We start from the raw sequence: 21264 nt of genomic DNA on the forward strand, positions 1-21264 counted from the left end.
TCCCTGGTCGCAATAGAAGGGCGCCGCTGTCGAACGCCGTCTTTTTTTATTGCCCGCACCGCTCCTGATTTTTTTTCAGGCCTCGGTGCGGCCGTGAGCTGCACGGATGGGGAGGCAATGCTTGCATGCTAGTGTTCGGCGATGATCTCGACGATGAACTCGATGAGGATGAGCTTGAGGGTTGGGAAGAGGATGAAAATGAGGACCTCGAGGGAGTCAGCTATGTCTGCGAGGACTGCGACTATCGCTGGGAAGAGTCCGGCCTCGACGACTCCGGCGAGGGTTCCATGGTCTGTCCGATGTGCGGTAGCATCAACGTTACCCAGCTGTAATTGGCCGCGTTAACAGTGATTCCCGTTCGCCTGACTTTGTTGCTTCTGTCCGTTGTGACATTGCTGCTGATAATCCTCGGAAACCCGGAGCCAGTGGCGGTTCATTTCTTGTTCTGGACTGAGACCTTCGAGTTATACAAGGTCATCATCGCCTCGGCCGCCTTTGGCGTCGCAGTTGCGCTGCTCTATACAAGCCAGGCGCGCAGCTTGCGTCGCCTGCGATCCCGCTGGAAGTAGATGTAGTGCAGCGCCTGCGCGTCCTACGCGGCAAGTTTCGCGGCCGAAGCATCCCTGCGCCGCCCGCTGCGCACGGCAATAGCCACCTGACCCTGGGTCTGGTCAAGGAGGCCCTGTTTCAGATTCTGGAACAAAGACTTGGGAGCGAATTGCCGGAAACCTCCTTTTTCGATCTCTGCGCTGGCAGCGGTCAAATGGCAGTCGAAGCCTCCAGCGTCGGATTTGCGTCTGTCCATCTTTGCGAGGTCGATAGCGGCCGCCTGCGGCATCTGGCGGAAATGGTTCAAAAGGGAGGATTTCCCATCGAAGTTCACCGCCGTGATTTCCGTCGCATGGCCGGCCCGATGTTGCGCGCGCGTCGGATTGTTGCTTTCCTGGACCCGCCCTATTCCTTCTGGGATCGTGAAGGCCGATCCGAGGCGGTAGACCGATTGGTCTATAACCTGCTGCATGCGGCGGAAAGCAGCGCGGAGTGGCTGTGGTTCATTGTCCATGGGCCTGCGCCCTATCGGCCCCCGCTACTGTCCGGTCCGACGCTGTCTATTCGATCACAGGAAACGCGCTCCTATAGAAAGCAACAACTGACCTTTCTTTGGCTGACGCCCGCGGACATGGCCAGCCGAAGTGTTCCACTTCCCGAAGTCGCCCAGCGCTCAGCGACGCCTGCGTCCGACGACCTTGCAGAAACTTGACTCCTGGGGCGCCGCAAAAAAACCTGCCCCACCCGACGGCCGGCGCCCTTGCAGTGCGCATCCGGCGGAACAAATAGACACTGGCGGCGGAAGAGTATGGAAGTTCTCAGCATTCTCCTCTTTGTTCTCTACGGCCTTGATATCGCACTTCTCTTCTTCTTCGGAGTGCATACCTATGTCATGGTTTTGCTGTATCGCCGCAACAGCAAGTACTGCGATTCGGGCGCCGAACGGCCGCCCATCGATCTATCCAGCGTCACGGCGCGCAAACTGCCGATGGTAACCCTGCAGCTGCCGATCTACAATGAGTACTACGTTGTTGATCGTCTGTTGGAGTCCGCAGTGCGCCTGCAGTGGCCGCGCGAAAAGCTGGAGATCCAGGTCCTCGACGATTCCACCGATGAAACAGCGGACAAGGTCGCCCGCCTCGTCCAGGGCTATCGCGACCTGGGCTACAATATGGTGCATATCCATCGCACCAATCGCCAGGGTCACAAAGCTGGTGCGCTAAAGCATGGCCTTGAGCTGGCGGCCGGCGACTACATCGCCATCTTCGATGCTGACTTCATTCCAAATCCTGAATTTCTGATTCGCACGATGCCCTACTTCGAGGAGCAGGGAATTGGAATGGTGCAGACCCGCTGGGGCCACATCAATGCCGACTACTCGATTCTAACCAAAGCGCAATCGATGGGCATTGATGGTCACTTCATGATCGAGCAGGTGGCTCGCAATGGCAACCATCTGTGGATGAACTTCAATGGCACTGGCGGCATCTGGAAGCGGGAGTGTATTCTTGAGGCCGGCAACTGGCAGGGCGACACTCTGACCGAGGACTTTGATCTATCTTACCGGGCTGAACTGGCTGGCTGGCGTTTTCGCTACTTCAAAGATATCGTTAATCCAGCTGAATTGCCGGCGACCATTGCTGCGTTCAAATCGCAGCAGTTTCGCTGGTGCAAAGGTTCCATCCAGACTGCGCTGAAATTGATTCCGCGAATTCTGCGCTCCGATGTGAATTGGAAGATCAAAGCGGAGGCAGTGACGCACCTGGTAAATTACTCCGTACACCCGCTGATGATATTCAATATGCTGATGACCCTCCCGTTGCTTCTGCTGGATGGCTGGAGCGTCTATCATATGCGGGACTTTTCGGTTGTATCGCTGTTTGCGGTGGCAGCATGCATGAGCGTTGGTACGCTGGGGCCGATGGTGTTCTACGTTTACTCGCAGCGCGAGCTGCACAAGGACTGGCTGCAGCGAATCGTTTGGCTGCCGGTGTTGATGATGATTGGCACAGGTATTGCCGTCAAATTGACTCGCGCCTGGTTTGAGGCAATTCTGGGCGTGCAGAGCTCGTTCAAACGTACGCCCAAGCTTCGCCTGGAGAGCCGCGCCGACCGCGTTCTGGAGCGGCAGCGCTATCGACTTCCGCTAGATCATCTGGTCTGGTTGGAATTGGCCATGGGCCTCTATTGCGCAACGTGCGCCTGGCTTTCCTACTCATTTGATCTCTGGATGCTGACTCCCTTCATGGCGATCTATGCTTCAGGCTTTTTCTATGCCGGTCTGGGGTCGATCGTCGAGGCCTTCCAGCAACTGCGTCAGTCGCGCGAAAGCGAGAGCATCGCACGGGCGGCGTGACGCGTCGCTTGCTTTGCCCTCGCTAGACTGGGAAAGTTGGCCGCTCTGGCTGGATAGTCCGGCCAGAAGCATTCTGGTGGATGGCGGGCTGGCCCTCAATATTCGCCCGCAGCGCAGCCTTCCCGATTTAAGCGCTGAGCTTGAGCGGCTGGACGCTGAGTTTGCCGCCGGCCGACAGGGCGCCGGCCAATTCGTAGAGCTGGCGCGCGGAGTCTGGCCGCCGGAAACGGAGCAGGAGCTACGTTTGCGTCTCGATGGACGCGGTCTGCGCTACTTGAGTAACCAGACAGGCGGCCCCAGTCCGGAATGGGTCTCTTTTCAGGATGGCCAGGAACTGCTGGGGCTTTCACCAGTGCTGCGTTTGTCCCCTGAGACATCCCTGCCGACTTTGACTGCCAGAGTAAGCAGCAACACTGCTTTCATTTACTGCAATCCGGGAGGCGAGCCGCCACTGCCGCAGGCAAAGCGGCAGGCTGAACGCTGTGCGCAACTGCTTGAGTCGCGCTTTGATGTCCAGCTATGTATGCGCTCGCTATCGGAGCATGAATTCTATGAGCGGCTACTGGCTTCACGCCTGGCGCTCTATTTTGGCCACGGCATGTCGGTGCAAGGCGCCGTAGCCATCGCAACGCCTCAGGGTTTTGCACCTTTGATTCCCGCAGCCTGGCTGGGGCAGGGCGGACCTGAAGCCTTCCTGTTTGGCGGTTGCTTGCCTGGAGGCCTGCAGCGTATCGCTCCTGCGGATTGTTGGTTCTTGCACCCCGCCTGTCGCCTCGCGGACCGCCTGGACCCCTATTTTGAAGCCTTTGTCAGCTCCATTGCCCGGGGCGAAACGCCCGACCAGGCTCTGGCGGCTGGCATTCTGGCCGACCGGCAGGTCGGGGACTGCCGTCGCTTTGCCTACCGTTTGAGAGCCCCGCGCAACTCCGGCCGAAGCTCGCCGGCGAAGCTGCAGGCGGATTGACAGGCCCGTGGGCGACCTGCAGTTTCGTGCCAATGGCCGCCGAACGATCGATGTTTAATGACTCGCTGAAGATGCGCGATTCAGCCCAGCAAAAGCGAAAGAAAGCGCGAATGACAGTCAATCTGGCCGGCGAGTACCGACTGGAATCTCAATCCGAATACTATCCCTGTCAGCTGAGCGACCTTGGCGCCGGGGGCCTTTCGCTGCTGAGCAAAGGAACGGTATACTCCGGAGATCAATTGCGCATACGCTTTCGTATGGACCAGCGGACCGTTGAAATCCGAGGCGTTGTGGTTCGCGTGAATGGCAAGGCCGTAGGCGTGCAGTACGTAGACGTAAGCGAGGAGGAGATTGCCTCGATTCAGGACTACATTCACCAGACCTTCTTCGAGAAAGACAAAAAAAAACCTTGAGCCTCGCCTGGGGGACAGAATCCTGCCAATTTTCGAGCCCGGGAGGCGCAGCGATAGCCTGCACCTAGTGATTGTCGGGCGCTGAGGAGTTCGGGATGGCGGCGGGAGAAAAGGTCTATTGCGCAAATTGTGCGCAGTGCATTGTTGTGCGGCAGTATGAAGCCGAACACGACAAGTACATTTTGCGTGTTCGCTGCAACAAGAAGAAATGGTCCAAGCGCTCCGGCGAAGAAAAGCTATACAAGTACTTTACAGTAGCTCGTCGCATGCAGCCAAACTGCGAAGACTACCAGGAAATGGGCGACCTGTTGCCCTATATCAAGAATCTGAAAAAAGAACTTCCGATCAAGGATGAGATCTACGGCGTGAAGAAGCCGGCTCGCACAGCTTGATGTGATCGCTGCCTGGGCCGGCGTCCTGCGCGGCGCCAGTTATCCACTTGGTTTCCCTTCAGCGGCGCGATTTGGCGCCGCGGCGGTCCCAATTCCGGGACGTCTGCAGATTCAGTTTGGCGCCAGGTTCACAGGCTTTCACTTCGCGCCGGTGGGCGAATACCCGCGGCGCGTCAGCCCCGGCGATGCACTGGCCGCTGCTCAAGACTTTCCGCTCTTAAGTCCCCTGCCGGGCGTGGTTCAATGCGATCGAGAGAGCGAGCAGTTTGTCTTGAGCGTAGAGGGTCAGCTGCTTTCTTCAACGGCGACCCTGCCGCCGTTGGAAAACATGGGCGCCCCGGAATTCCTGGCGGCGCTGGACAGCGCCGGTCTGCCCGCGCTCTACTACCGTGGGCTGCAGCTATCCACACTGCTGCGCGATGTTTGCGCAAACGGAGGCGTTGCGCTTCTCGCGCTCTATGATGCGTCCGCCAGCCTTGACTGGAAACAAATCTGGAGTCTCCGCGCGCCGCAGGTTCTCAGTCTTGTCGAGCAACTGCGGCGCATTTTTCCGGAAATTCAATTCGTCAAGGACGGCTCGAAACTCTGGCCGACAGGAGCTGGCAATCTCGCCGCCTACTCCCGCAGACTTCCGGAGGCGGCGCTGCGTCGCCATCGCGCCGCTGCCTACCTTGGACCCGCGACAATTCTGGCGATGCTGGACTACTTTTTCGAGGGTCGACCTTTCTACTCGCGACAGTGCGGAGTCTTCTCGCAGAATGGTCGATCCTTCGCAGCGCGGCTGCCAAACGGTCTGGAACTGTCCTCGCTGGCTGCGCCCTCGGGCAGCATTCCAATGCAATGCGACCCGCTGCGCGGCGAAATGCGAGGAACGGACGTTTGGCCCTCCCTTTCAATCTATTGTGAAGACGGCATCTATGATTCGCGATTCGTTGCCTCTGCGATGCCTGCGGCCATTGCCTGCAGCGGATGCGATTGTTGCGAGACGCTCTGTCCGGCGCAGTGCCATCCGATTGGACTGATCGATCCGCTAGGGCCGAGTTTTGATGCGGGGTCCTGCGAGGAATGCTCGCTCTGTTCCTACGTCTGCGAGAGTGCAATTCCGCTGGGTCGGCTGGCAGCAGAGGCGCGAAAGAAAGCCGAGCTCAGCCCACGGCGCTGGTGGTGATGGCTATGCGAAGCCGGCGCCGCTTGACTGTCCTGCGCTACTTGCTGCAACTACTGGCGCCGCCTGGAGCCCTGTTTTTGGTCAGCTTTGACGCCGCGGGCAGCAGCGGGTTTGATTGGATTTTGAGCCTGGCTATTGGCCTTGCTGCCGGCGGAATTGCTATAGTACCAAGGCTCCTTGGCCGCAGCTCAGGTCCGCTCAGACAACAGAGTCGACCCCGTCTTCTTGGTCTGGCGATTGCTGGGCTGTCGGGCGTTTTCTGGCTGCGCCTCCTGTTGCCGCTTCATCCATCGGTCGGCCAATGGTGGGCGCTTGCTGCAGCTCCGGTATTCGGCGCGTTTACTATCAGCCGTAGTCGCTATTCGCCATCGCCGGTCGGCGTCCTGGCATTGGCCTTGCTGGCGATTTCTCTAAGCGGTTGCGAAAACTTGCCAATGCCTCATCTCTCTGTCATCGGCGCCGCCGGGCCATTTGCTCTGGTCCTCACTGGCGTCTTTGTACTGCTTCATACTCCCGGCGCTCGCACCGCAGCGCTGGGAGGGCTTGCGCTTGTGGCCGCTTTCAGTTCTGCTTTCGGCGATCGTGCACAGGCACTGAGCATTGCTTCAATGGCCTGTCTTGCTCTCTATTGGCCGGGGATGGCTCGCAGGTCGGCGCTCGGCGCCTTGATTATGCTGCTGATCACTATCGCCAGCGTGTTGCTACCGCTTGCTCTTGCCGGCTACGCAACCTTCCAGGGCGAAACGCCGGAGGAATTTGCCAGCTTTGCTGCGGCCGCGATATGGATTGCCCTGGCCGTTGCCGGTTGGAGCCATGCGGCATTGCAAGGGCTTTCTCAACCCCGGTCCTGAGGACTGGATTTCTTGCTTGTCGCAATGCCAGCAACGCTCACAATGACCCAGGTCTCCGCGCGCCTGAAGCTGCCACACCGATGGATCTGAGCGAAGTTATCACTCCCGAACGAATCGCCATTCTTGAAGAGCGCTTTGAGAACAAACAGGAGCTGCTGGAGCGCCTGTTCAATCGCTGCTGTGGAGAGGAAGACTTTGGCGGTAAACGCGCGGAAGTCTGGCGATCGTTGCTTGAGCGCGAGAAATCGATGTCTACGGGCATTGGCCTTGGCGTTGCTATTCCACATTGCTCCTCTGACTATGTGCCGGATGTGCTCGCCTACGCGGCGGTGCTGCGACAGGGCGTGGAATTTCAGGCAGTTGATGAAGCGCCGGTACAGATCATAGTACTCTTGTTGATGCCCAAGAAGAAGTTCGAAAGGCATATCAAGATACTGGCGGCCATCGCTCGCCAATTCAATGACGAAGGCATCCGCCGCCGCGTCCTTCAAGCAGCTGACGCGGCGGAGGCCTACGGTGTAATCGCTGAGAGCGCGGCCTCGCCGCGCGGCAGCTGAATCAGGCGATCGCCTTCAGACTCTCTCTGTTACGCCGTCTACGATTCCGTACTCCAGCGCTTCGCGAGCATTCAGATAGTAGTCGCGGTCCGTATCCATTTCCACCTGTTCTAGATTACGGCCCGTTGCAGCGGCAATGATGCGATTGAGTTCCTCGCGTATTTTGCGGATTTCCTCAGCCTGGATCTTGATATCAACGGCCGGTGCAATGATCTGTCCAGAAATCAATGGCTGATGGATCATGATGCGGGCATGGGGCCAAGCGTAGCGCTTGCCCTTCTTGCCGCCACACAATAGCAGGGCGCCCATACTTGCAGCCAGCCCCATGCAAACTGTAGAGACATCGGAGGATATCATTTGCATCGTATCGTAAATTGCCATACCCGATGTAATTACGCCGCCCGGGCTGTTGATATAGAGCGTGATGTCTTTGCCAGGATCGCGAGCCTCAAGGTAGAGCAGGCGTTCAACGATATGACGCGCAGAGTCGTCATCTACCTGGCCCCAGAGATATACCTTGCGCTGCTCCAGTAATGTCTGGTCGATGCGCATGGCCACCGACTGAAAGGGTTGCGGGGTTTCCGTTTGGCTCATTGCGGTAGGATAGGCGGGCAGCGGCCCGGCGTCAAGAGCAGTCGCTGCAGGCGCGGCCTTTTCAAATCACGCCGGGATTGTCGCGGCCGCTGTCCAGTCGGCGCAGCAGGTAGTAGCCGAATATGATCAGGCAGAACATCCCGGTTAGATAGAGCGCCCTGGCCTCAGTCAGGCTCAGTCCCTGATTCTGCGCTTGCCGATTCTGGGAGGCTGCGGATTCAAATTTCAATATAACGGCTCGCGATGGCTGCGCTGCGTTGCGCGATTCATCCGGCGTGCGCTCCTGAAAAGAAGCCAAGCGCTCGTTGAGCGCTGCATTCTCGCGTTTCAGAGAATCAATCTGGCCTTCCACCGCCGCCAGATCCTGGTGCAGGTCGCGTTGCACCAGGAGTCCGGCATCGCCGAAGGCAAGGGCATAGCCCGCCACGCTCAGCCCGATTGTAAGTGAGAGGTAAACGCGGCGGAGGCTTCTCATTGCAAATTGTAAAAGGCGGAGCGGCCCGGAAAGCGAGCCTCAGGGCCTAGATCCTCTTCAATCCGCAGCAGCTCATTGTATTTTGCAACGCGGTCCGTTCTGGAGAGCGAACCGGTCTTAATCTGGCCTGCGTTCGTTGCCACGGCGATATGGGAAATTGTAGCATCCTCGGTTTCCCCCGATCGATGGCTGATCACCGCCGTGTAGCGAGCCTGTTGGGCCATCTGCACCGCTTCTAAAGTTTCGGTCAAACTCCCGATTTGATTGACCTTTACCAGGATAGAATTGGCAATCCCGCGCTCGATGGCCTGAGAGAGCCGCTTGGTGTTGGTGACCAGCAGGTCGTCCCCGACCAGTTGAACCTTTCCAGTAAGGCGTTCGGTCAAGAGCTTCCAGCCATCCCAGTCGTTCTCGTCGAGGCCGTCTTCGATACTCAAAATCGGGTACTTTTTGATCAGGCCGGCGTAAAAGTCGATCATGCCGGCTGCATCTCGTTCCACCCCGTCAGCGGCCAGTTTGTAAACTTTGCGCCCCTTATCGTAAAACTCAGAACTGGCAACATCCATTCCCAGCATGATCTGTTCCCCGGGTCGATAGCCGGCCTTTTCAATTGCTTGAAGAATTACATCGAGCGCCTCTTCGTTTGACTTCAGATTGGGTGCAAAGCCGCCTTCGTCGCCCACAGAGGTGACCATGCCGCGATCGTGGAGGATCGCCTTAAGAGCGTGAAAGACCTCTACGCCTGCGCGCAGCGCCTCGCGAAAGGTATCGAAGCCTGTTGGCAGGATCATCGACTCTTGAAAGTCCACATTGTTGTCGGCATGGGCGCCGCCATTGATGATGTTCATCATTGGAACGGGAAGGCGGTAAGCGTTGGCGCCTCCCAGATAGCGGTAAAGCGGCAGCCCGGAAGCAAGCGCAGCCGCTTTTGCCATCGCCAGACTGACGCCGAGGACGGCATTGGCGCCAAGCCGGCCCTTGTTGGGCGTCCCATCCATGGCGATCATGTACAGGTCGTTTTCGCGCTGGCGCAGAGCGTTCTTGCCAGTCAATGCAGGGGCGATGGTTTTCTGGATGTTCTCAACCGCTTTGCGCACTCCTTTGCCCAGGTAGCGCGATTTGTCGCCGTCGCGCATTTCCAGGGCCTCATGTTCGCCGGTGGAGGCGCCGGACGGCACCGCAGCCCGGCCAAGAAAGCCATCCTCGACAATGACATCGACTTCGACGGTGGGGTTGCCTCGCGAATCGAGAATCTCGCGGGCACGAATTTCGGTGATGAGCGCTTCTTCTGGCATGGGTTTCCTCTTCGGCGATTGCCATCGATGGTCGGCCGCCGGGAGCAAGAGACTGAAAGCCAGGCGGACGCGGTAAAGTAAAATCCGGTCGACTGCCTGGACGGCCGGCGACTTAGCTGACCACATTCGCCTTTCCCGGGCCAGCTCCAATGGCGGCAAGTGTAGAACAGCTTAACACCGTAGAAACCAGCGTTGATGGTTGGCGCGCTTTCATTGAAGAAAGCATGCAATCGGACTTCTATCGTCTGGCCCGCGAGCGGACTGGCAGCGCCGACCAGGCGGCGGCGCTCACACTTCTACGGAATTATTTGAGTACATTTTCGCCGCAGGAACAGCGAAAGCTGGAGACAAACGTCGAGGAGTTTTACAGGTACGCGCAGGGCTTTATCAACGAACTGGCACCCTATCGCTACAGCAATAGCGGCTATGATCAGCGCGTGCGGTCCTTGTTCATCGGAAAGATACGTATTTTGCTGGCCGAACAAAAAGACTCCGAGGGTCAATTGGTCTCCCCGGAGCGTTACGCTTTTGTTCGCACGCTGGTACGGTTCTGCTCCTCGCTACAGTTTATCGTGCAGGTTCACGACGACTACAAGCAGTTTCTCTTTCGCGAATTGCCACAGCTTCGAACGCGCGGCGGCGCCTTCTAGGCGCTGCGCACCAGGGGTCGAATTCAAAGAGCGCCAAAGGCTTTTAGCTGTCGGTAGATGATCTGTATAGACGCTACCAGAATGCTGGCCAGCGGAATGGCCACGACCATACCGGCCATCCCAAACCACTGCTGCATGGTAATCACGGCCAGAATGGCAATGATTGGATGCACCTGAACGGAGCCGGCCAGCACCACTGGTTGGGTGAAGACATTGTCGACGAGTTGCGCTACTCCAACTACAGCGAGCGCCGGCAGGATTAGATGTCCGCCTGGCTCCATCAACGCAACGGCCAGCGCGGTGGCCGCGCCCATGCCAGGGCCTATGTAAGGAACAATATTGGTGGTGGCTACCAGCACGCCGACCAGCGGACCATACGGCAATCCAACAAACATGAATCCAGGCGCTGCAATGGAAGCCATGATCAACCATTGGATGCCAAGGCCTTTGATGTAGGCGACAATCTGGCGGCGAATGTTATTCACCAGCAACAGGGTCATTTCAAAATAGCGATTGGGGGCCAGAGAGAGCAGGCTGCGATAGATGACCTGGCCTTGCAGGAGCAGAATGAAGGCAATCATTGGCGTAATGATGATGTAAGTTACGGCTTCGCCAAGAAAGGAAAGATCAGCGGGTCGCATATCGCCGAGGGCCGACTCGATGCGCTCCAGATTTTTCTGCGGGTCGAGGTGTTCCTGAACGACGCTGGCCGGCAGGGTGTCCGCGAGCGCGGAACGCAGATTGCTCAGTCCAAGCAGCGTTCGTTGCTGCAGCTGTTCTTTGTTGGCGCTCAACTCCTGGATCTGATCCACCAGGGCGCCGCCGCCCAGGTAAACAGCTACGCCTGTGACCAGCAGAAATGCGAGGAAGACGACGGTGGCAGAGACCATCCTGGGCAGACCGGCGCCTTCCAGAAAGTCGACCGCCGGGTTCAGGGCCAGCGCCGCCAGGAAAGCGATGGCAATGGGCAGCGCCAGCGCCGCAGCGCCAGCAGCCATGACTGCAGCGAAGGCGGCGACCAACGCCAGAAAACCAATCTGGACCGGCAGATGACTGCTTTCACTGCGCATTAATTCAATCCGGATCCAGGCCGCCGCCGTAGGGATCGTGTTCTGCCTCGTCCAGTCCGGCTGTGCGCAGTCGTATCTGCATCTCTTCCAATTCCTGATTGGTATGGATCAGTCGTCGGGCGGTCAGTCGTGCAATGTTGAGCGTAAGCGCTGCGCCCATACGCGGTTTGCGCGTTACCAGACTCAATAAGTCAGGGCGAAAAAACCCGAGCAAGCGTGTATAGCCCAGGCAACGGGCGGAGGCAGTACGCGGCGATTCCTCCAGCAAGCCCAGCTCGCCAAAAAAGTCGCCTGGCTGCAGAAGGCCAAAGGTTCTGCGGAATTCGCCTTCCAGGCGATAGATTTCGACTTCCCCTTCCAGAACGATGTACATGCCAACGGCCGGTTCGCCGCGCCGAAAAACATGTTCATCCTGCTTGTAGTGGCGCACGTGACAGAGATCACGGACGACGCGCAGGGCGCGATCGGGGAGTTCCTCGAAGGCCGGACAGGCGCCAAGACGATCAAGCATTTCGCGCTCTGCGTCCGATTGTCTGGGCCGCAGGCTTTCCCAGAGAGCAGAGCGAGCCATACATTTGTTATCGGCGCCAGGGCGCCTTCTGATCCATGCCCGCTGCGGCATTTTTGCTGGACTCCAAGCCGCTTTACCGGATATCGACTGGCAAGGCGTTTGCGCCGGCTCGACCAGCGGAGGTCACGTGGTACAACGCGTCCGGTGGGCGCCGGCAAGGCGTTTACGGGATGTAGCGCAGGGGTAGCGCATCTGCTTTGGGAGCAGAGGGTCGTTGGTTCAAATCCAATCATCCCGAAGGTTGTGCCAGTAGCTCAGTTGGATAGAGCAGCTGCCTTCTAAGCAGCGGGTCGGGGGTTCGACTCCCTCCTGGCGCACGCAGGTTTCGGCGGGCGTAGCTCAGTGGTAGAGCGCCAGATTGTGGCTCTGGATGTCGTGGGTTCAATCCCCATCGCTCGCCCAGTTAGCGCGGCGAGGTTGCTGCAAGCGACCTCGTCGCCGCTGGCAGGCGCAGGATTGCGAACGGTGCGGCATCGGTCCGGATTGCGATTGACGCAATGGCCGCTCTCAAAAACCAGTACTGCCTGTCTGGCGGAACAAGAGCCACGCGAGCGTGGTGGAATTGGTAGACACGCCAGATTTAGGTTCTGGTGCCGAAAGGTGTGGGGGTTCAAGTCCCTTCGCTCGCACAGACAAATTGCGGGAATAGCTCAGTGGTAGAGCACCTCCTTGCCAAGGAGGGGGTCGCGGGTTCAAGTCCCGTTTCCCGCTCATCTCTCTCCTGCGCGTCCGCGCGCAGTTGCTGTAAAAGAACCTGAATGGACTTTAAAACCAAAAAGCTCAGCGACGTCTCGGTTGAGCTCTCCATCAAGAATACTCCGGCCGAGGTTCAGGAAGCATTTCGCTCCGCCTATCGCAAGGCCCAGGCAAAGATGAAACTGCCCGGCTTTCGCGCTGGCAAGGCGCCGCTGGAAATGGTCGAACGTCAGCTGGGCGACTCAGTGGCCGAGGAGGCGGCGCGTGAGCTGATTGCCGGCGCTTTTCAACAGGTATTTGAAAAACTTGATCCGGCGCCAATCAGCGTACCGCGCTTTGAGCTGGAGAGTTTTGATCGGCAGAAGGGCGCGGCTTATCGTGGCGCCTATGATTGCATGCCAAAGATCAAGCTCGGCAAGTACAAGAAATTGAAAGTCGTCGAGGATCAGGCAGAGGCCCAGGACAGCGACGTCGCCGAAGAGCTGGAGCGCTTGCGTCAGGAGCGCGGCGCGCTGGTTAGCTTCGAGGGCGAAGCGCGGCTTGAGGATTTCGCAACGATCAGCATCGATGTTAGCCATGGCGGCAAGACTCTCTACCAGAACAAGGAGCTGCATGCCCGACTGGGCGGCGCCAATACGCTGCCGGGAGTGGATGAGGGGATTCTGGGAATGAAGGCTGGCGAAGAGCGCCAGTTCGAAATCTCCATCGAGGAGGGCTTTGCCGACGAGCGCTTTGCCGGTCGTCTTCTACAGGTTAGCGTCAGTCTAAACGCCCTGCAGCAAATCGAACTCCCGGAACTGAACGACGATTTAGCACGCGACATTGGCGAATTCAATGATCTGAGCGAATTGCGCGCCAGGCTGCGGGAAAGCCTTACTGCCGAAGCACGGGAAGCCCTCAAGCAGCGCAGCATGCAAGCAATGCTGGATCAGGTGGTGGAGAATACAAAGTTCCCCCTGCCGCCGACTTTGATTGAGCAGGAGCTTGACCACCGTCTGGATCAGATCCGCGACCGGCTGGGCAATAAGGACCTGAGTTCTGCCGAAATTGCCCGTCTGGCTGGCCAGGAGGAGTCCCCCTTTGTCGAGGATCTTCGCAAGTCGGCGGAAAAGACGGTGCGCGAGCGTCTGGCCCTTCGTGAGCTAACCCGCGAGGAATCCATTGAGGTCGCCCAGGACGACGTTGACCGGGAAATTCGGGACCGCTACGGCGCCTTCCTCCCCGAAGGCCAGCTGCCGCAGTTGCTTCAAAATGAAAAACTTCGTGAAGAAGTGCAAGGAAGGCTCCTCTTCTGGCGCGCTATGAACTGGCTCTATGACAATGGCGAGGTCAAGAAGGGCGCCTCTGTCAGTTTGAGCGCCCTGCGCGAGCAGGGCCTATTGCGCGCTCGTTCTCAGAGCAGCAGCCGCTGACCTACTCGGTCCCGCCGCTTTCCGGCCGCGCGCCAGGCTTGGTTGACAGAGTCCCGGAGTTCTGTTTTCCTGGAATAGCGACCCAGGCTTTCCGGTCCCCGGACCGGATATCCAGGCGCACCCGGTAGCCGGAGAAACTCGAATGCCAATTATGCCTGTTGTTCACGAGCAAACTGCCCGCGGCGAGCGCCAGTATGACGTCTATTCTCGCTTGCTGAAAGATCGGATTATTTTTCTGGGCTATCCGATTGATGACGTATACGCTAATTTGATTATCGCCCAATTGCTATTCCTGGAAGCAGAGGATCCCGAGAAGGATATCTACCTCTACATCAATAGTCCTGGCGGCTATATCACCGATGGTCTGGCTATCTATGATACCATTCAGTACATTCGTCCCGACGTGCGAACGATCTGCATCGGTCAGGCGGCCAGTCTCGCGTCCGTATTGCTGGCTGCCGGCGCGCGCGGCAAACGCTCAGCGCTGCCCAATGCGCGTGTGATGCTGCATCAGCCAATTGGCGGTGTGCAAGGTCAATCGCGAGACATCGAGATCCAGGCGCGCGAAATTCTAAAGATGAAAGACAAGCTCAATCGTATCTATGCGGCACACACAACCAAGCCGCTGGAGCAGATTGAAAAGGACATTGATCGAGTATTCTATATGTCCGCCGAGGAAGCTCGAGAGTACGGGATCATTGATACAGTAATCGAGCCACAGGCGCGCGGCTGAGCTTCAGGGCGAAGAGCAAATTATGGGCGTAAAGAAGAAGAGCGGGGACCGGGAAAAGCTCCATTGCTCCTTTTGTGGAAAGGAACAGGACGCCGTTCGCCGTCTGGTCGCAGGTCCCGGCGTCTATATTTGCGATGAATGCATTGAGTTGTGCAACGAGATCATTGCCGAAGAGGGCGAACAAGAGCAAGGCGGAGTCCTTCAGGGCGAATTGCCCAAGCCGGCTGAGATCAAGACAATTCTTGATCAGTATGTGATCGGTCAGGATAGCGCCAAGAAGGCTCTGGCGGTCGCCGTCTACAATCACTACAAGCGCATCAATCAGAACCAGAAGAAGGGCGACATCGAGCTGGATAAATCCAATATCCTGCTGATCGGGCCTACCGGCTCAGGCAAGACCCTGCTGGCGCAGACCCTGGCGCGTTTGCTCAAGGTCCCATTCGCAATTGTAGATGCGACGGCCCTCACCGAAGCCGGCTACGTCGGCGAGGATGTAGAGAATATCCTGCTGCGATTGATTCAGAATGCGGACAACGATATCAAGCGCGCTGAGATCGGCATCATCTACATCGACGAAATCGATAAGATTTCGCGCAAAGGCGACAATCCATCCATCACGCGCGATGTGAGCGGGGAAGGAGTGCAGCAGGCCCTGCTGAAGATCATTGAGGGAACTGTGGCCAATGTGCCGCCGCAGGGCGGACGCAAGCACCCGCATCAGGACTTCATCTCGCTTGATACCAGGAACATTCTATTCATCTGCGGCGGCGCTTTTGTCGGACTTGATAAGATTATCGAAAATCGTATGGGCAGGCGCGAAATCGGTTTCGATCGTAAGAAGGGCGCTCTGGCTGCTGCACGCAATCGCGGCGAGACGCTGCAGCATGTAATTCCCGACGACCTGATGAAGTATGGCTTGATCCCGGAGTTCGTCGGACGTCTGCCAATTCTGGCTACGCTCAATGACCTTGATGTGGAGACGCTGAAGCGAATTTTTTCGGAGCCGCGGAATTCTCTGTTTCGACAGTACCAAAAGCTTTTTGAAATTGAGGGCGTGCGCCTGAAATTCACAGATGAAGCTATTACTCGGATTGCCGAGCTGGCTATTCAGCGGGAGGCCGGCGCCAGAGGTCTGCGCAGCATTATCGAGCACATCATGATGGAGTTGATGTATTCGATCCCGTCGCGTAGCGATGTGGAAGAAGTTGTTATTACGCCTGGCGTTATTGAAAACAACGATCAGCCAGTGCTGGCGCTCAAGAAAGAAGGCGTGCGCAGCAAAGAACCGAAGAAGGAAAAGCTGGCCTGAGCTCGTAAGGAATCTGCATCAAGATTCAGCAAGATTTCGTTTGCCGCGGATTCGCTCGATGGTCCAGATAATGGCCAGCGATATGGCGTACATTGCCAGCAGTACAGCGCCTACGGCCACTTGACTGGTCCACTCAGGCGGAGTAATGACAGCCGAGAGTACAAAGATGACTACAATGATATGCCGCCAGTAGCGACGATGTACTGAGAATGGAACGATGCCGACCGCGCCAAGCAGGATGAGCACCAGCGGCAACTCAAATGCGGCCCCGGTGCCTGCCAGAATCAGGAACAGGAAATTGTAATACGTTTCGATCGGTTGCATGTTAGAAACGCTGTCCAGCTCCATCTGCATATATAGAAAGCGCATCGAAAGCGGCGCAATGTAATACCAGGCAAATATCAGACCCGCCCAGAACAACGCGGCAGATGAAAAAACAATCACATGTCCGAGTCGCGCGGCGCGAGTCGAGACCGCCGGCGTGACGAAGCCCCATAGTATTGCAGCGCAGATCGGTAAACTTACGGTCAGTGCAGCGCCCAGACTGATCATAAATAGCATCATCATCGGCCCGTAGGCATTTTGCCGGATCAAGGGTTCGTGGCTTACCGCCTTATAAGGCGCTATCAGGAAGGAGTGCAATTCGGGACTGAATACCAGAGCAACCACTGTGAGTCCCAGAACGATCCCCAGTATCCAGAAAAGACGGCGGCGCAGTTCCTCCAGGTGGTCGCCAAGAGTCATGTAGCGTTCGCGAGGATCTGTTTCCTCATCCTCGGCTTCCAGTTCGGCAGCTTCGCTCGCGCTGACGGATTGTAGCGTAGCAGAATCAGAAGGTCGATAGATAGGAGTTTGCGCCCGGCGGGCGGCGGGAGCGGAGGTCTTGCTGCCTCGTGTAGGCCGGGCCATTGGAGCAGGAGCCGAAGGAGATTTCAGGCGCGTTTGCGACGGGCAGCCTGCTTCTTGGCGCGCGGTCTTGGCGCAGGCTCATCCAGGTCGCGCGAATCACTGATTTGCTGGCGGGCCGGCGGGGCATCGGCGTTTGAGCTGGAAGCGCCGCTTAGAGAATCCTTGAACTCACGGATGCCGCTGCCCAGATCCTTGGCGAGCTGCGGAATCTTTCGACCGCCAAACAAAAGCAATGCCAGTACGAGGATTACAGCAATCTCAGTCCATCCAATGCTGCCCATGAACATTCCTCCAGGCGCAACCCGCGCCCCGATGCGGCCAGCTGGCCTCAGGGCTCCCAGAGCGCACCCTGATTTCCGCTTGTCAGGAATTTTTTGGCCCCGCAGTTACCTCTGGCATGGCGGTCAGCAAAGACCAGAAGAACCTCTTCAACGAGAAGGTCCGCGGCTATCGTAATTTCTCGGAAGATGTCAAGAAGGAGGCGGCAACGCTGAAGGCTGTTGCGCGCAAGAATCCGCGCCTGGATTCCTATGTTCAAGTCCGGACCGCAATTCTCTCGCTGCAGCGCTCCAACACTCTGGTTTTGATGTCGCGCCTCAGTCAGGAAATCCAGAGTATAAAGAACGATAGCTATTTGAATGAGGCTCGCAAGGAAATTGGAGCGAGGCTTGGCGAGCTGTGCAAGCTGGTCGGCGAGGACCTCGATAGCGGACTGACTGAGAATAGCGAGAAGCTCGAAGGGATATCGGAATTGAGCTATCCGCAACGAGTGCGGCTGGTGCGCGGATTTCGCCAGGCAATCGAAAATGTACGCCAGGCAATGGGCGAGACCTCCAAATGGCGCTGGTACTTCCCGGACCTGCAGCTCAAGCTGGTTACGCTGGCGCGTAATTTGATGGACTACAAAAAGTACGAGCGGACGCGCGATCCAAATGATCCCGATTTTGAGCCGCTGCGCGACTTGATGGATTTTATTCTGGAGGCAAGCCAGAACGCTGCGCAGGAGTATCGAAGCAAGTACGAGCTATCAACCAAAGAGGTTAGCGATCTGGCGGTCATCCGTAAGATTTTCGAAATGCAAAAGAGGATTTATACTTTCACCGGGCAGCGCGATGAGGTGGCCAGAGTCACTACTTCGCTGGATTCTATTAGCGAGAAGATTGAGTCGATCATGGCTGAAAAAAGCGGCAAGAAAAAGAAAAGTCCGTGACGCTTGACGGCATTTTGGCCTACTTTCGATTGGGCCTGGCTGGCGGCAGCCCCAATGTGGTTGCACGGCGCATACAGGACAACGACGGGAGCAAACGATGTCAGTCAAAACAGTCACTGATCAAACTTTTCCAATGGACGTAGGACCGGGATTGGTACTTGTCGACTTTTGGGCAGAGTGGTGCGCTCCCTGCCGCATGGTAGCGCCTATCGTCGAAGAACTCTCCAACGAGGTTCCGGAAGTTAGCTTCGCCAAGGTGAATGTCGACGAAAATCAGATGATTGCGCAGCAGCAGCGAATCACTCACCTGCCTACGCTGGTTCTGTTCAAGGACGGACAGCCTGTGGATCGCGTCACCGGTCTGATGCCAAAGGCGCAACTGAAGAGCTTTCTCTCAAGACATTTGAATTGAGCAGCCGGGCGGCGGCTCCAGTCTCATTCGCCAAATAGCTGCAATGTGACTGCATGCTTGTGGAATTGCTCCTCGCTGCTTTCCAGAATGACTGGCGTCCCGGTCAGGAGTACGGCGGCCTCGTCTTCGGTCAGCCGTACTACATGGCGGTGTCCGGCGGCCTCCTGTAAGGGAAATTCGCGAACGCCGCTGGCGATTTGACGATAGTTGATCGACAGCTCGTGGACGTGCAAGGCTGCGGGACTGACTACTGACTGGATTCGGCCATCGCGCTGGGGACCTCCACAGCTGGTCCAGGCCAGAATTCCCTGCAAAGAGAATGCAGTAAGAATCAGCGCCTTCTTCCAGAGCGGTCCTATTTCTATGCGGAGCTGCATGTTTCTCACAAATTCAACCGCCAAAAACCGCCCGAATCCGGGCGTCTTTTATGGCAACGCCGCTGAATCTCCTTGATCGAAGAGGGTCGGGCCGCAAAATGCCGCTCGGAATCATCGTCTATGGCGCTCAGCCGTGTAGAATTGACCGCTCCCTATACAACGCTCCCCAGGGGCGGATACCTTGTCGAGACCTCTGTGGGTTATGTCCAGTTTGGCTCCCCCCCCGAGACAATCAAGGATACGATGATGCTGCCGCGCAGCACTCCGCAGATCTTCGTTTTGCCCAACAGCTTCTTTCATGTAGAGAAGGGCATCTCCGTTGCTGAGCTGGAGTTCCCAATCTATTACAACCACTTTCTGCGACAAAAGAAAACCTACATTGTATGTACCCGGGAGCAGCGTGATCAGCTGATCGTTGTACTCAACGAAGCGGTATTTGGACCGGATGTTGTGGACCTCCGATCCGAATATGTCGATGGCGAGAACACTTTCGGCTATCCGGATATGAAGTCAGAGATGGATTTCTTTCGTGGAAATCGCCAGCTGGACGACCTGGTTAAGTTCGTCATATTCAAGGATCACAAGGTCCGCCTGAACAACGTGCTCATCGAAAAAGGCGCCAATGGGAACTTCCACCTGGAAGACGAAGATTGGGAGCGAACGATAGAGATTCCTGATGAAGTCGGCTTCAATATTATCTATGAAGCCGGCGAACGCATGCCCGAGCCTTACCAGCCGCCCTTGATAGGCGTTACCTGCCTGGGGCCAAGCCATGGCTTTGACCCGGAGGAGAATACCAGCGGCTTTCTATTGTGGATCAATCACCACGGAATCATGGTAGATCCGCCGGTCAATTCGACTGAATGGCTTCGTCAGTCCAACGTAAATCCGAAGCTGATCAACTCCATCATCCTCACGCATTGCCACGCCGACCACGATGCCGGCACCTTCCAGAAAATTCTGGAAGAAGGCAAGATAACCATCTACTCAACCGAAACGGTCATGCACTCCTTTGTGCGCAAGTACCATGCGCTTACGCGCATTCCTATCAAGGAACTGTTCTCACTTTTCGACTTTGTGCCCGTCGTCATTGGCAAGACGTACTTGATGAATGGCGCGGAATTTCGCTTTAACTATGCGCTCCATTCGATTCCCAGCCTCAGCTTTGAATTCTTTTTTCAGGATCAGTCGTTCATCTATAGCTCTGATCATCTGAATGATCCGGAGCGCTTTAAGGACCTTCGCGATCGGGGCGTACTCAAAGATACGCGCTACCGCGACTTGATGGATTTTCCCTGGCACCACAAGATCATCTACCACGAAGCTGGCATACCGCCCCTGCATACGCGTGTGGATTACTTGCGGACGCTCCCGGACGAGGTGCAGCGCAAGATTACAGTTTACCACATTGCCAAGAAGGACATGCCGCCCAATTCGATGCTCACCCTGGCGCGCTTTGGCATCGAAAACACGCTCTATCCGCCGATTACGCCGCCGCGGCATGAAGAGGCATACCGCTTACTCGATGCCCTGTCAAATATCGACATATTCCGCGACTTTCCGATCAGCAAGGCGAAGGAGTTTCTTTCCGTCGTCGATCGGGAAACCTTTCATCGCGGCGATACGATCATACAGAAGAATACCCCGGGCGACAAATTCTATATCATTGTCAGCGGGAATGTGCGCGTCGAGGGGATGGAGCAGGACATTGACCAGCAGGGCGAAGGGGCCAAGCGCTTTGGGTCCTACGAGTACTTTGGCGAGGCCTCGCTGATTATGGATCAACCGCGCAGCGCTGACGTCGTTGCTGAAACGGATGTCGAAGCGCTCACGATCGAGAAGACCAAGTTTTTGAATTTTATCAAAGGCTCGGGCCTCAATTTGAAGTTCTCAATGTTGAATGAAATTCGCCGAACGGGCACCTGGGATGTGCTCAGCCGTTCGCGTTTTTTTCGCGGCATTACATCGGCGCAGAAGACGCAGCTGGAATTGATCATGGATTTGCGTCGCTTCCGCCGCGGCGATATGCTGATCCGTCAGGGTGATACATTTTCGGAAGCCTACATCATCAAGTCGGGGCGCGTCGAGGCTGTCCGCGATGGCGCCACGATCGAGCGCCTCGGTCGCGGCGACTTTTGCGGTGAAATCTACATGCTGCAGAAAGAGGCGCCGTCCAGTTTTGATTTCGTGGCCGAGGACGAGCTGGAAGCTTATCGTCTGGAGCGTCAGGATTTGGTAAGCTATATCACCAATAATCCTGGCGTCTATATGCGTTTGAACTACGTATATGGGCAGTAAGCT

Annotated in this window: 25 protein-coding genes and 5 tRNA genes; 22 read left to right on the plus strand and 8 right to left on the minus strand. The window is 56.9% G+C overall.

Annotated features, from left to right (window positions below):
• The first annotated feature begins 125 nt into the window (after positions 1-125).
• The 10 genes from K1X75_09280 to K1X75_09325 all read left to right on the plus strand — a co-directional run bounded on the left by K1X75_09280 (position 126) and on the right by K1X75_09325 (position 7250).
• Positions 126-332 (plus strand): hypothetical protein, encoded by a 207-nt coding sequence (locus K1X75_09280; GenBank protein ID MBX7058248.1) that lies wholly within the window; start codon positions 126-128, stop codon positions 330-332.
• Positions 333-569, plus strand: a complete 237-nt coding sequence (locus tag K1X75_09285) for a LapA family protein (GenBank protein ID MBX7058249.1) — start codon at positions 333-335, stop codon at positions 567-569. It abuts the gene before it with no gap.
• A gap of 5 nt (positions 570-574) precedes the next feature.
• Positions 575-1261 carry an RsmD family RNA methyltransferase gene (locus K1X75_09290; protein MBX7058250.1) on the plus strand — a complete coding sequence of 229 codons (687 nt, stop codon included), beginning with the start codon at positions 575-577 and terminating at the stop codon, positions 1259-1261.
• Positions 1262-1357: 96 nt separating this feature from the next.
• A complete protein-coding gene (locus K1X75_09295) occupies positions 1358-2905 on the plus strand; it encodes a glycosyltransferase family 2 protein (GenBank protein MBX7058251.1) in 1548 nt (515 codons plus the stop codon).
• Between the two features lie 13 nt (positions 2906-2918).
• Positions 2919-3869: a hypothetical protein gene (locus K1X75_09300; GenBank protein ID MBX7058252.1), complete on the plus strand. Its 951-nt coding sequence runs from the start codon at positions 2919-2921 to the stop codon at positions 3867-3869.
• Positions 3870-3901: 32 nt separating this feature from the next.
• The gene (locus K1X75_09305; GenBank protein ID MBX7058253.1) at positions 3902-4282 is read left to right on the plus strand and encodes a PilZ domain-containing protein; all 381 of its coding nucleotides are present in this window, start codon (positions 3902-3904) and stop codon (positions 4280-4282) included.
• Between the two features lie 95 nt (positions 4283-4377).
• Positions 4378-4674 (plus strand): hypothetical protein, encoded by a 297-nt coding sequence (locus tag K1X75_09310; GenBank protein ID MBX7058254.1) that lies wholly within the window; start codon positions 4378-4380, stop codon positions 4672-4674.
• 1 nt (position 4675) lies between these two features.
• Complete coding sequence (locus tag K1X75_09315; GenBank protein ID MBX7058255.1) at positions 4676-5842, plus strand: hypothetical protein; 1167 nt, start codon at positions 4676-4678, stop codon at positions 5840-5842.
• A gap of 5 nt (positions 5843-5847) precedes the next feature.
• Positions 5848-6693 (plus strand): hypothetical protein, encoded by an 846-nt coding sequence (locus tag K1X75_09320; GenBank protein ID MBX7058256.1) that lies wholly within the window; start codon positions 5848-5850, stop codon positions 6691-6693.
• An 80-nt stretch (positions 6694-6773) separates the two neighbouring features.
• Positions 6774-7250, plus strand: coding sequence for a PTS sugar transporter subunit IIA (locus K1X75_09325; GenBank protein ID MBX7058257.1), 477 nt, complete (start codon positions 6774-6776; stop codon positions 7248-7250).
• Positions 7251-7265: 15 nt separating this feature from the next.
• On the opposite strand, the gene K1X75_09330 is transcribed toward K1X75_09325, so the two are convergent.
• From K1X75_09330 to eno, 3 genes are all read right to left on the minus strand, one after another.
• The gene (locus K1X75_09330; GenBank protein ID MBX7058258.1) at positions 7266-7844 is read right to left on the minus strand and encodes an ATP-dependent Clp protease proteolytic subunit; all 579 of its coding nucleotides are present in this window, start codon (positions 7842-7844) and stop codon (positions 7266-7268) included.
• Positions 7845-7905: 61 nt separating this feature from the next.
• Positions 7906-8319, minus strand: a complete 414-nt coding sequence (locus K1X75_09335; GenBank protein MBX7058259.1) for a hypothetical protein — start codon at positions 8317-8319, stop codon at positions 7906-7908.
• Complete coding sequence (eno, locus tag K1X75_09340; protein ID MBX7058260.1) at positions 8316-9614, minus strand: phosphopyruvate hydratase; 1299 nt, start codon at positions 9612-9614, stop codon at positions 8316-8318. The genes K1X75_09335 and eno overlap by 4 nt, the downstream gene beginning before the upstream one ends.
• A gap of 149 nt (positions 9615-9763) precedes the next feature.
• Between eno and K1X75_09345 the strand changes: the two genes are divergently transcribed.
• On the plus strand, positions 9764-10264 hold the full coding sequence (locus K1X75_09345; GenBank protein ID MBX7058261.1) for a hypothetical protein: 501 nt from the start codon (positions 9764-9766) through the stop codon (positions 10262-10264).
• A 23-nt stretch (positions 10265-10287) separates the two neighbouring features.
• Here K1X75_09345 and K1X75_09350 read toward each other — a convergent pair whose 3' ends face one another.
• Both K1X75_09350 and K1X75_09355 read right to left on the minus strand, forming a co-directional pair.
• Complete coding sequence (locus tag K1X75_09350) at positions 10288-11334, minus strand: AI-2E family transporter (protein ID MBX7058262.1); 1047 nt, start codon at positions 11332-11334, stop codon at positions 10288-10290.
• Positions 11335-11338: 4 nt separating this feature from the next.
• On the minus strand, positions 11339-11905 hold the full coding sequence (locus tag K1X75_09355) for a cyclic nucleotide-binding domain-containing protein (GenBank protein ID MBX7058263.1): 567 nt from the start codon (positions 11903-11905) through the stop codon (positions 11339-11341).
• Between the two features lie 166 nt (positions 11906-12071).
• Here K1X75_09355 and K1X75_09360 point away from each other — a divergent pair.
• The 8 genes from K1X75_09360 to clpX all read left to right on the plus strand — a co-directional run bounded on the left by K1X75_09360 (position 12072) and on the right by clpX (position 16055).
• Positions 12072-12143: transfer RNA gene (locus K1X75_09360), tRNA-Pro, on the plus strand.
• A gap of 5 nt (positions 12144-12148) precedes the next feature.
• Positions 12149-12222: transfer RNA gene (locus K1X75_09365), tRNA-Arg, on the plus strand.
• An 11-nt stretch (positions 12223-12233) separates the two neighbouring features.
• Positions 12234-12305 (plus strand) — tRNA-His (locus K1X75_09370).
• Between the two features lie 147 nt (positions 12306-12452).
• A tRNA-Leu gene (locus K1X75_09375) sits at positions 12453-12534 on the plus strand.
• A 10-nt stretch (positions 12535-12544) separates the two neighbouring features.
• A tRNA-Gly gene (locus tag K1X75_09380) sits at positions 12545-12616 on the plus strand.
• 47 nt (positions 12617-12663) lie between these two features.
• Positions 12664-14013 carry a trigger factor gene (tig, locus tag K1X75_09385; GenBank protein ID MBX7058264.1) on the plus strand — a complete coding sequence of 450 codons (1350 nt, stop codon included), beginning with the start codon at positions 12664-12666 and terminating at the stop codon, positions 14011-14013.
• A gap of 142 nt (positions 14014-14155) precedes the next feature.
• Complete coding sequence (gene clpP, locus K1X75_09390; GenBank protein ID MBX7058265.1) at positions 14156-14746, plus strand: ATP-dependent Clp endopeptidase proteolytic subunit ClpP; 591 nt, start codon at positions 14156-14158, stop codon at positions 14744-14746.
• A gap of 22 nt (positions 14747-14768) precedes the next feature.
• Positions 14769-16055, plus strand: a complete 1287-nt coding sequence (clpX, locus tag K1X75_09395; protein ID MBX7058266.1) for an ATP-dependent Clp protease ATP-binding subunit ClpX — start codon at positions 14769-14771, stop codon at positions 16053-16055.
• Between the two features lie 18 nt (positions 16056-16073).
• On the opposite strand, the gene tatC is transcribed toward clpX, so the two are convergent.
• Both tatC and tatA read right to left on the minus strand, forming a co-directional pair.
• Positions 16074-16964, minus strand: coding sequence for a twin-arginine translocase subunit TatC (tatC, locus tag K1X75_09400; protein ID MBX7058267.1), 891 nt, complete (start codon positions 16962-16964; stop codon positions 16074-16076).
• A gap of 23 nt (positions 16965-16987) precedes the next feature.
• A complete protein-coding gene (gene tatA / locus K1X75_09405) occupies positions 16988-17251 on the minus strand; it encodes a twin-arginine translocase TatA/TatE family subunit (GenBank protein MBX7058268.1) in 264 nt (87 codons plus the stop codon).
• 110 nt (positions 17252-17361) lie between these two features.
• On the opposite strand from tatA, the gene K1X75_09410 reads away from it, so the two are divergent.
• Both K1X75_09410 and trxA read left to right on the plus strand, forming a co-directional pair.
• The gene (locus K1X75_09410; protein MBX7058269.1) at positions 17362-18174 is read left to right on the plus strand and encodes a hypothetical protein; all 813 of its coding nucleotides are present in this window, start codon (positions 17362-17364) and stop codon (positions 18172-18174) included.
• A 97-nt stretch (positions 18175-18271) separates the two neighbouring features.
• Positions 18272-18586: a thioredoxin gene (gene trxA / locus K1X75_09415; protein ID MBX7058270.1), complete on the plus strand. Its 315-nt coding sequence runs from the start codon at positions 18272-18274 to the stop codon at positions 18584-18586.
• 23 nt (positions 18587-18609) lie between these two features.
• Here trxA and K1X75_09420 read toward each other — a convergent pair whose 3' ends face one another.
• Complete coding sequence (locus tag K1X75_09420) at positions 18610-18963, minus strand: hypothetical protein (GenBank protein ID MBX7058271.1); 354 nt, start codon at positions 18961-18963, stop codon at positions 18610-18612.
• 243 nt (positions 18964-19206) lie between these two features.
• Between K1X75_09420 and K1X75_09425 the strand changes: the two genes are divergently transcribed.
• The gene (locus K1X75_09425; protein ID MBX7058272.1) at positions 19207-21261 is read left to right on the plus strand and encodes a cAMP/cGMP-dependent 3',5'-cyclic-AMP/GMP phosphodiesterase; all 2055 of its coding nucleotides are present in this window, start codon (positions 19207-19209) and stop codon (positions 21259-21261) included.
• Positions 21262-21264: the final 3 nt, after the last annotated feature.

This window comes from Leptospirales bacterium, from assembly GCA_019694655.1.
GTDB lineage: Bacteria > Spirochaetota > Leptospiria > Leptospirales > Leptonemataceae > SSF53.

Bases quoted from the DNA above. Each gene is read 5' to 3' on its own strand.
- K1X75_09280 (MBX7058248.1), top strand. From the start codon at position 126: ATGCTAGTGTTCGGCGATGATCTCGACGATGAACTCGATGAGGATGAG.
- K1X75_09295 (MBX7058251.1), top strand. From the start codon at position 1,358: ATGGAAGTTCTCAGCATTCTCCTCTTTGTTCTCTACGGCCTTGATATC.
- K1X75_09305 (MBX7058253.1), top strand. From the start codon at position 3,902: ATGGCCGCCGAACGATCGATGTTTAATGACTCGCTGAAGATGCGCGAT.
- K1X75_09310 (MBX7058254.1), top strand. From the start codon at position 4,378: ATGGCGGCGGGAGAAAAGGTCTATTGCGCAAATTGTGCGCAGTGCATT.
- K1X75_09320 (MBX7058256.1), top strand. From the start codon at position 5,848: ATGCGAAGCCGGCGCCGCTTGACTGTCCTGCGCTACTTGCTGCAACTA.
- K1X75_09325 (MBX7058257.1), top strand. From the start codon at position 6,774: ATGGATCTGAGCGAAGTTATCACTCCCGAACGAATCGCCATTCTTGAA.
- K1X75_09330 (MBX7058258.1), bottom strand. From the start codon at position 7,844: ATGAGCCAAACGGAAACCCCGCAACCCTTTCAGTCGGTGGCCATGCGC.
- K1X75_09335 (MBX7058259.1), bottom strand. From the start codon at position 8,319: ATGAGAAGCCTCCGCCGCGTTTACCTCTCACTTACAATCGGGCTGAGC.
- eno (MBX7058260.1), bottom strand. From the start codon at position 9,614: ATGCCAGAAGAAGCGCTCATCACCGAAATTCGTGCCCGCGAGATTCTC.
- K1X75_09345 (MBX7058261.1), top strand. From the start codon at position 9,764: ATGGCGGCAAGTGTAGAACAGCTTAACACCGTAGAAACCAGCGTTGAT.
- K1X75_09350 (MBX7058262.1), bottom strand. From the start codon at position 11,334: ATGCGCAGTGAAAGCAGTCATCTGCCGGTCCAGATTGGTTTTCTGGCG.
- K1X75_09355 (MBX7058263.1), bottom strand. From the start codon at position 11,905: ATGGCTCGCTCTGCTCTCTGGGAAAGCCTGCGGCCCAGACAATCGGAC.
- tig (MBX7058264.1), top strand. From the start codon at position 12,664: ATGGACTTTAAAACCAAAAAGCTCAGCGACGTCTCGGTTGAGCTCTCC.
- clpP (MBX7058265.1), top strand. From the start codon at position 14,156: ATGCCAATTATGCCTGTTGTTCACGAGCAAACTGCCCGCGGCGAGCGC.
- clpX (MBX7058266.1), top strand. From the start codon at position 14,769: ATGGGCGTAAAGAAGAAGAGCGGGGACCGGGAAAAGCTCCATTGCTCC.
- tatC (MBX7058267.1), bottom strand. From the start codon at position 16,964: ATGGCCCGGCCTACACGAGGCAGCAAGACCTCCGCTCCCGCCGCCCGC.
- tatA (MBX7058268.1), bottom strand. From the start codon at position 17,251: ATGTTCATGGGCAGCATTGGATGGACTGAGATTGCTGTAATCCTCGTA.
- K1X75_09410 (MBX7058269.1), top strand. From the start codon at position 17,362: ATGGCGGTCAGCAAAGACCAGAAGAACCTCTTCAACGAGAAGGTCCGC.
- trxA (MBX7058270.1), top strand. From the start codon at position 18,272: ATGTCAGTCAAAACAGTCACTGATCAAACTTTTCCAATGGACGTAGGA.
- K1X75_09420 (MBX7058271.1), bottom strand. From the start codon at position 18,963: ATGCAGCTCCGCATAGAAATAGGACCGCTCTGGAAGAAGGCGCTGATT.
- K1X75_09425 (MBX7058272.1), top strand. From the start codon at position 19,207: ATGATGCTGCCGCGCAGCACTCCGCAGATCTTCGTTTTGCCCAACAGC.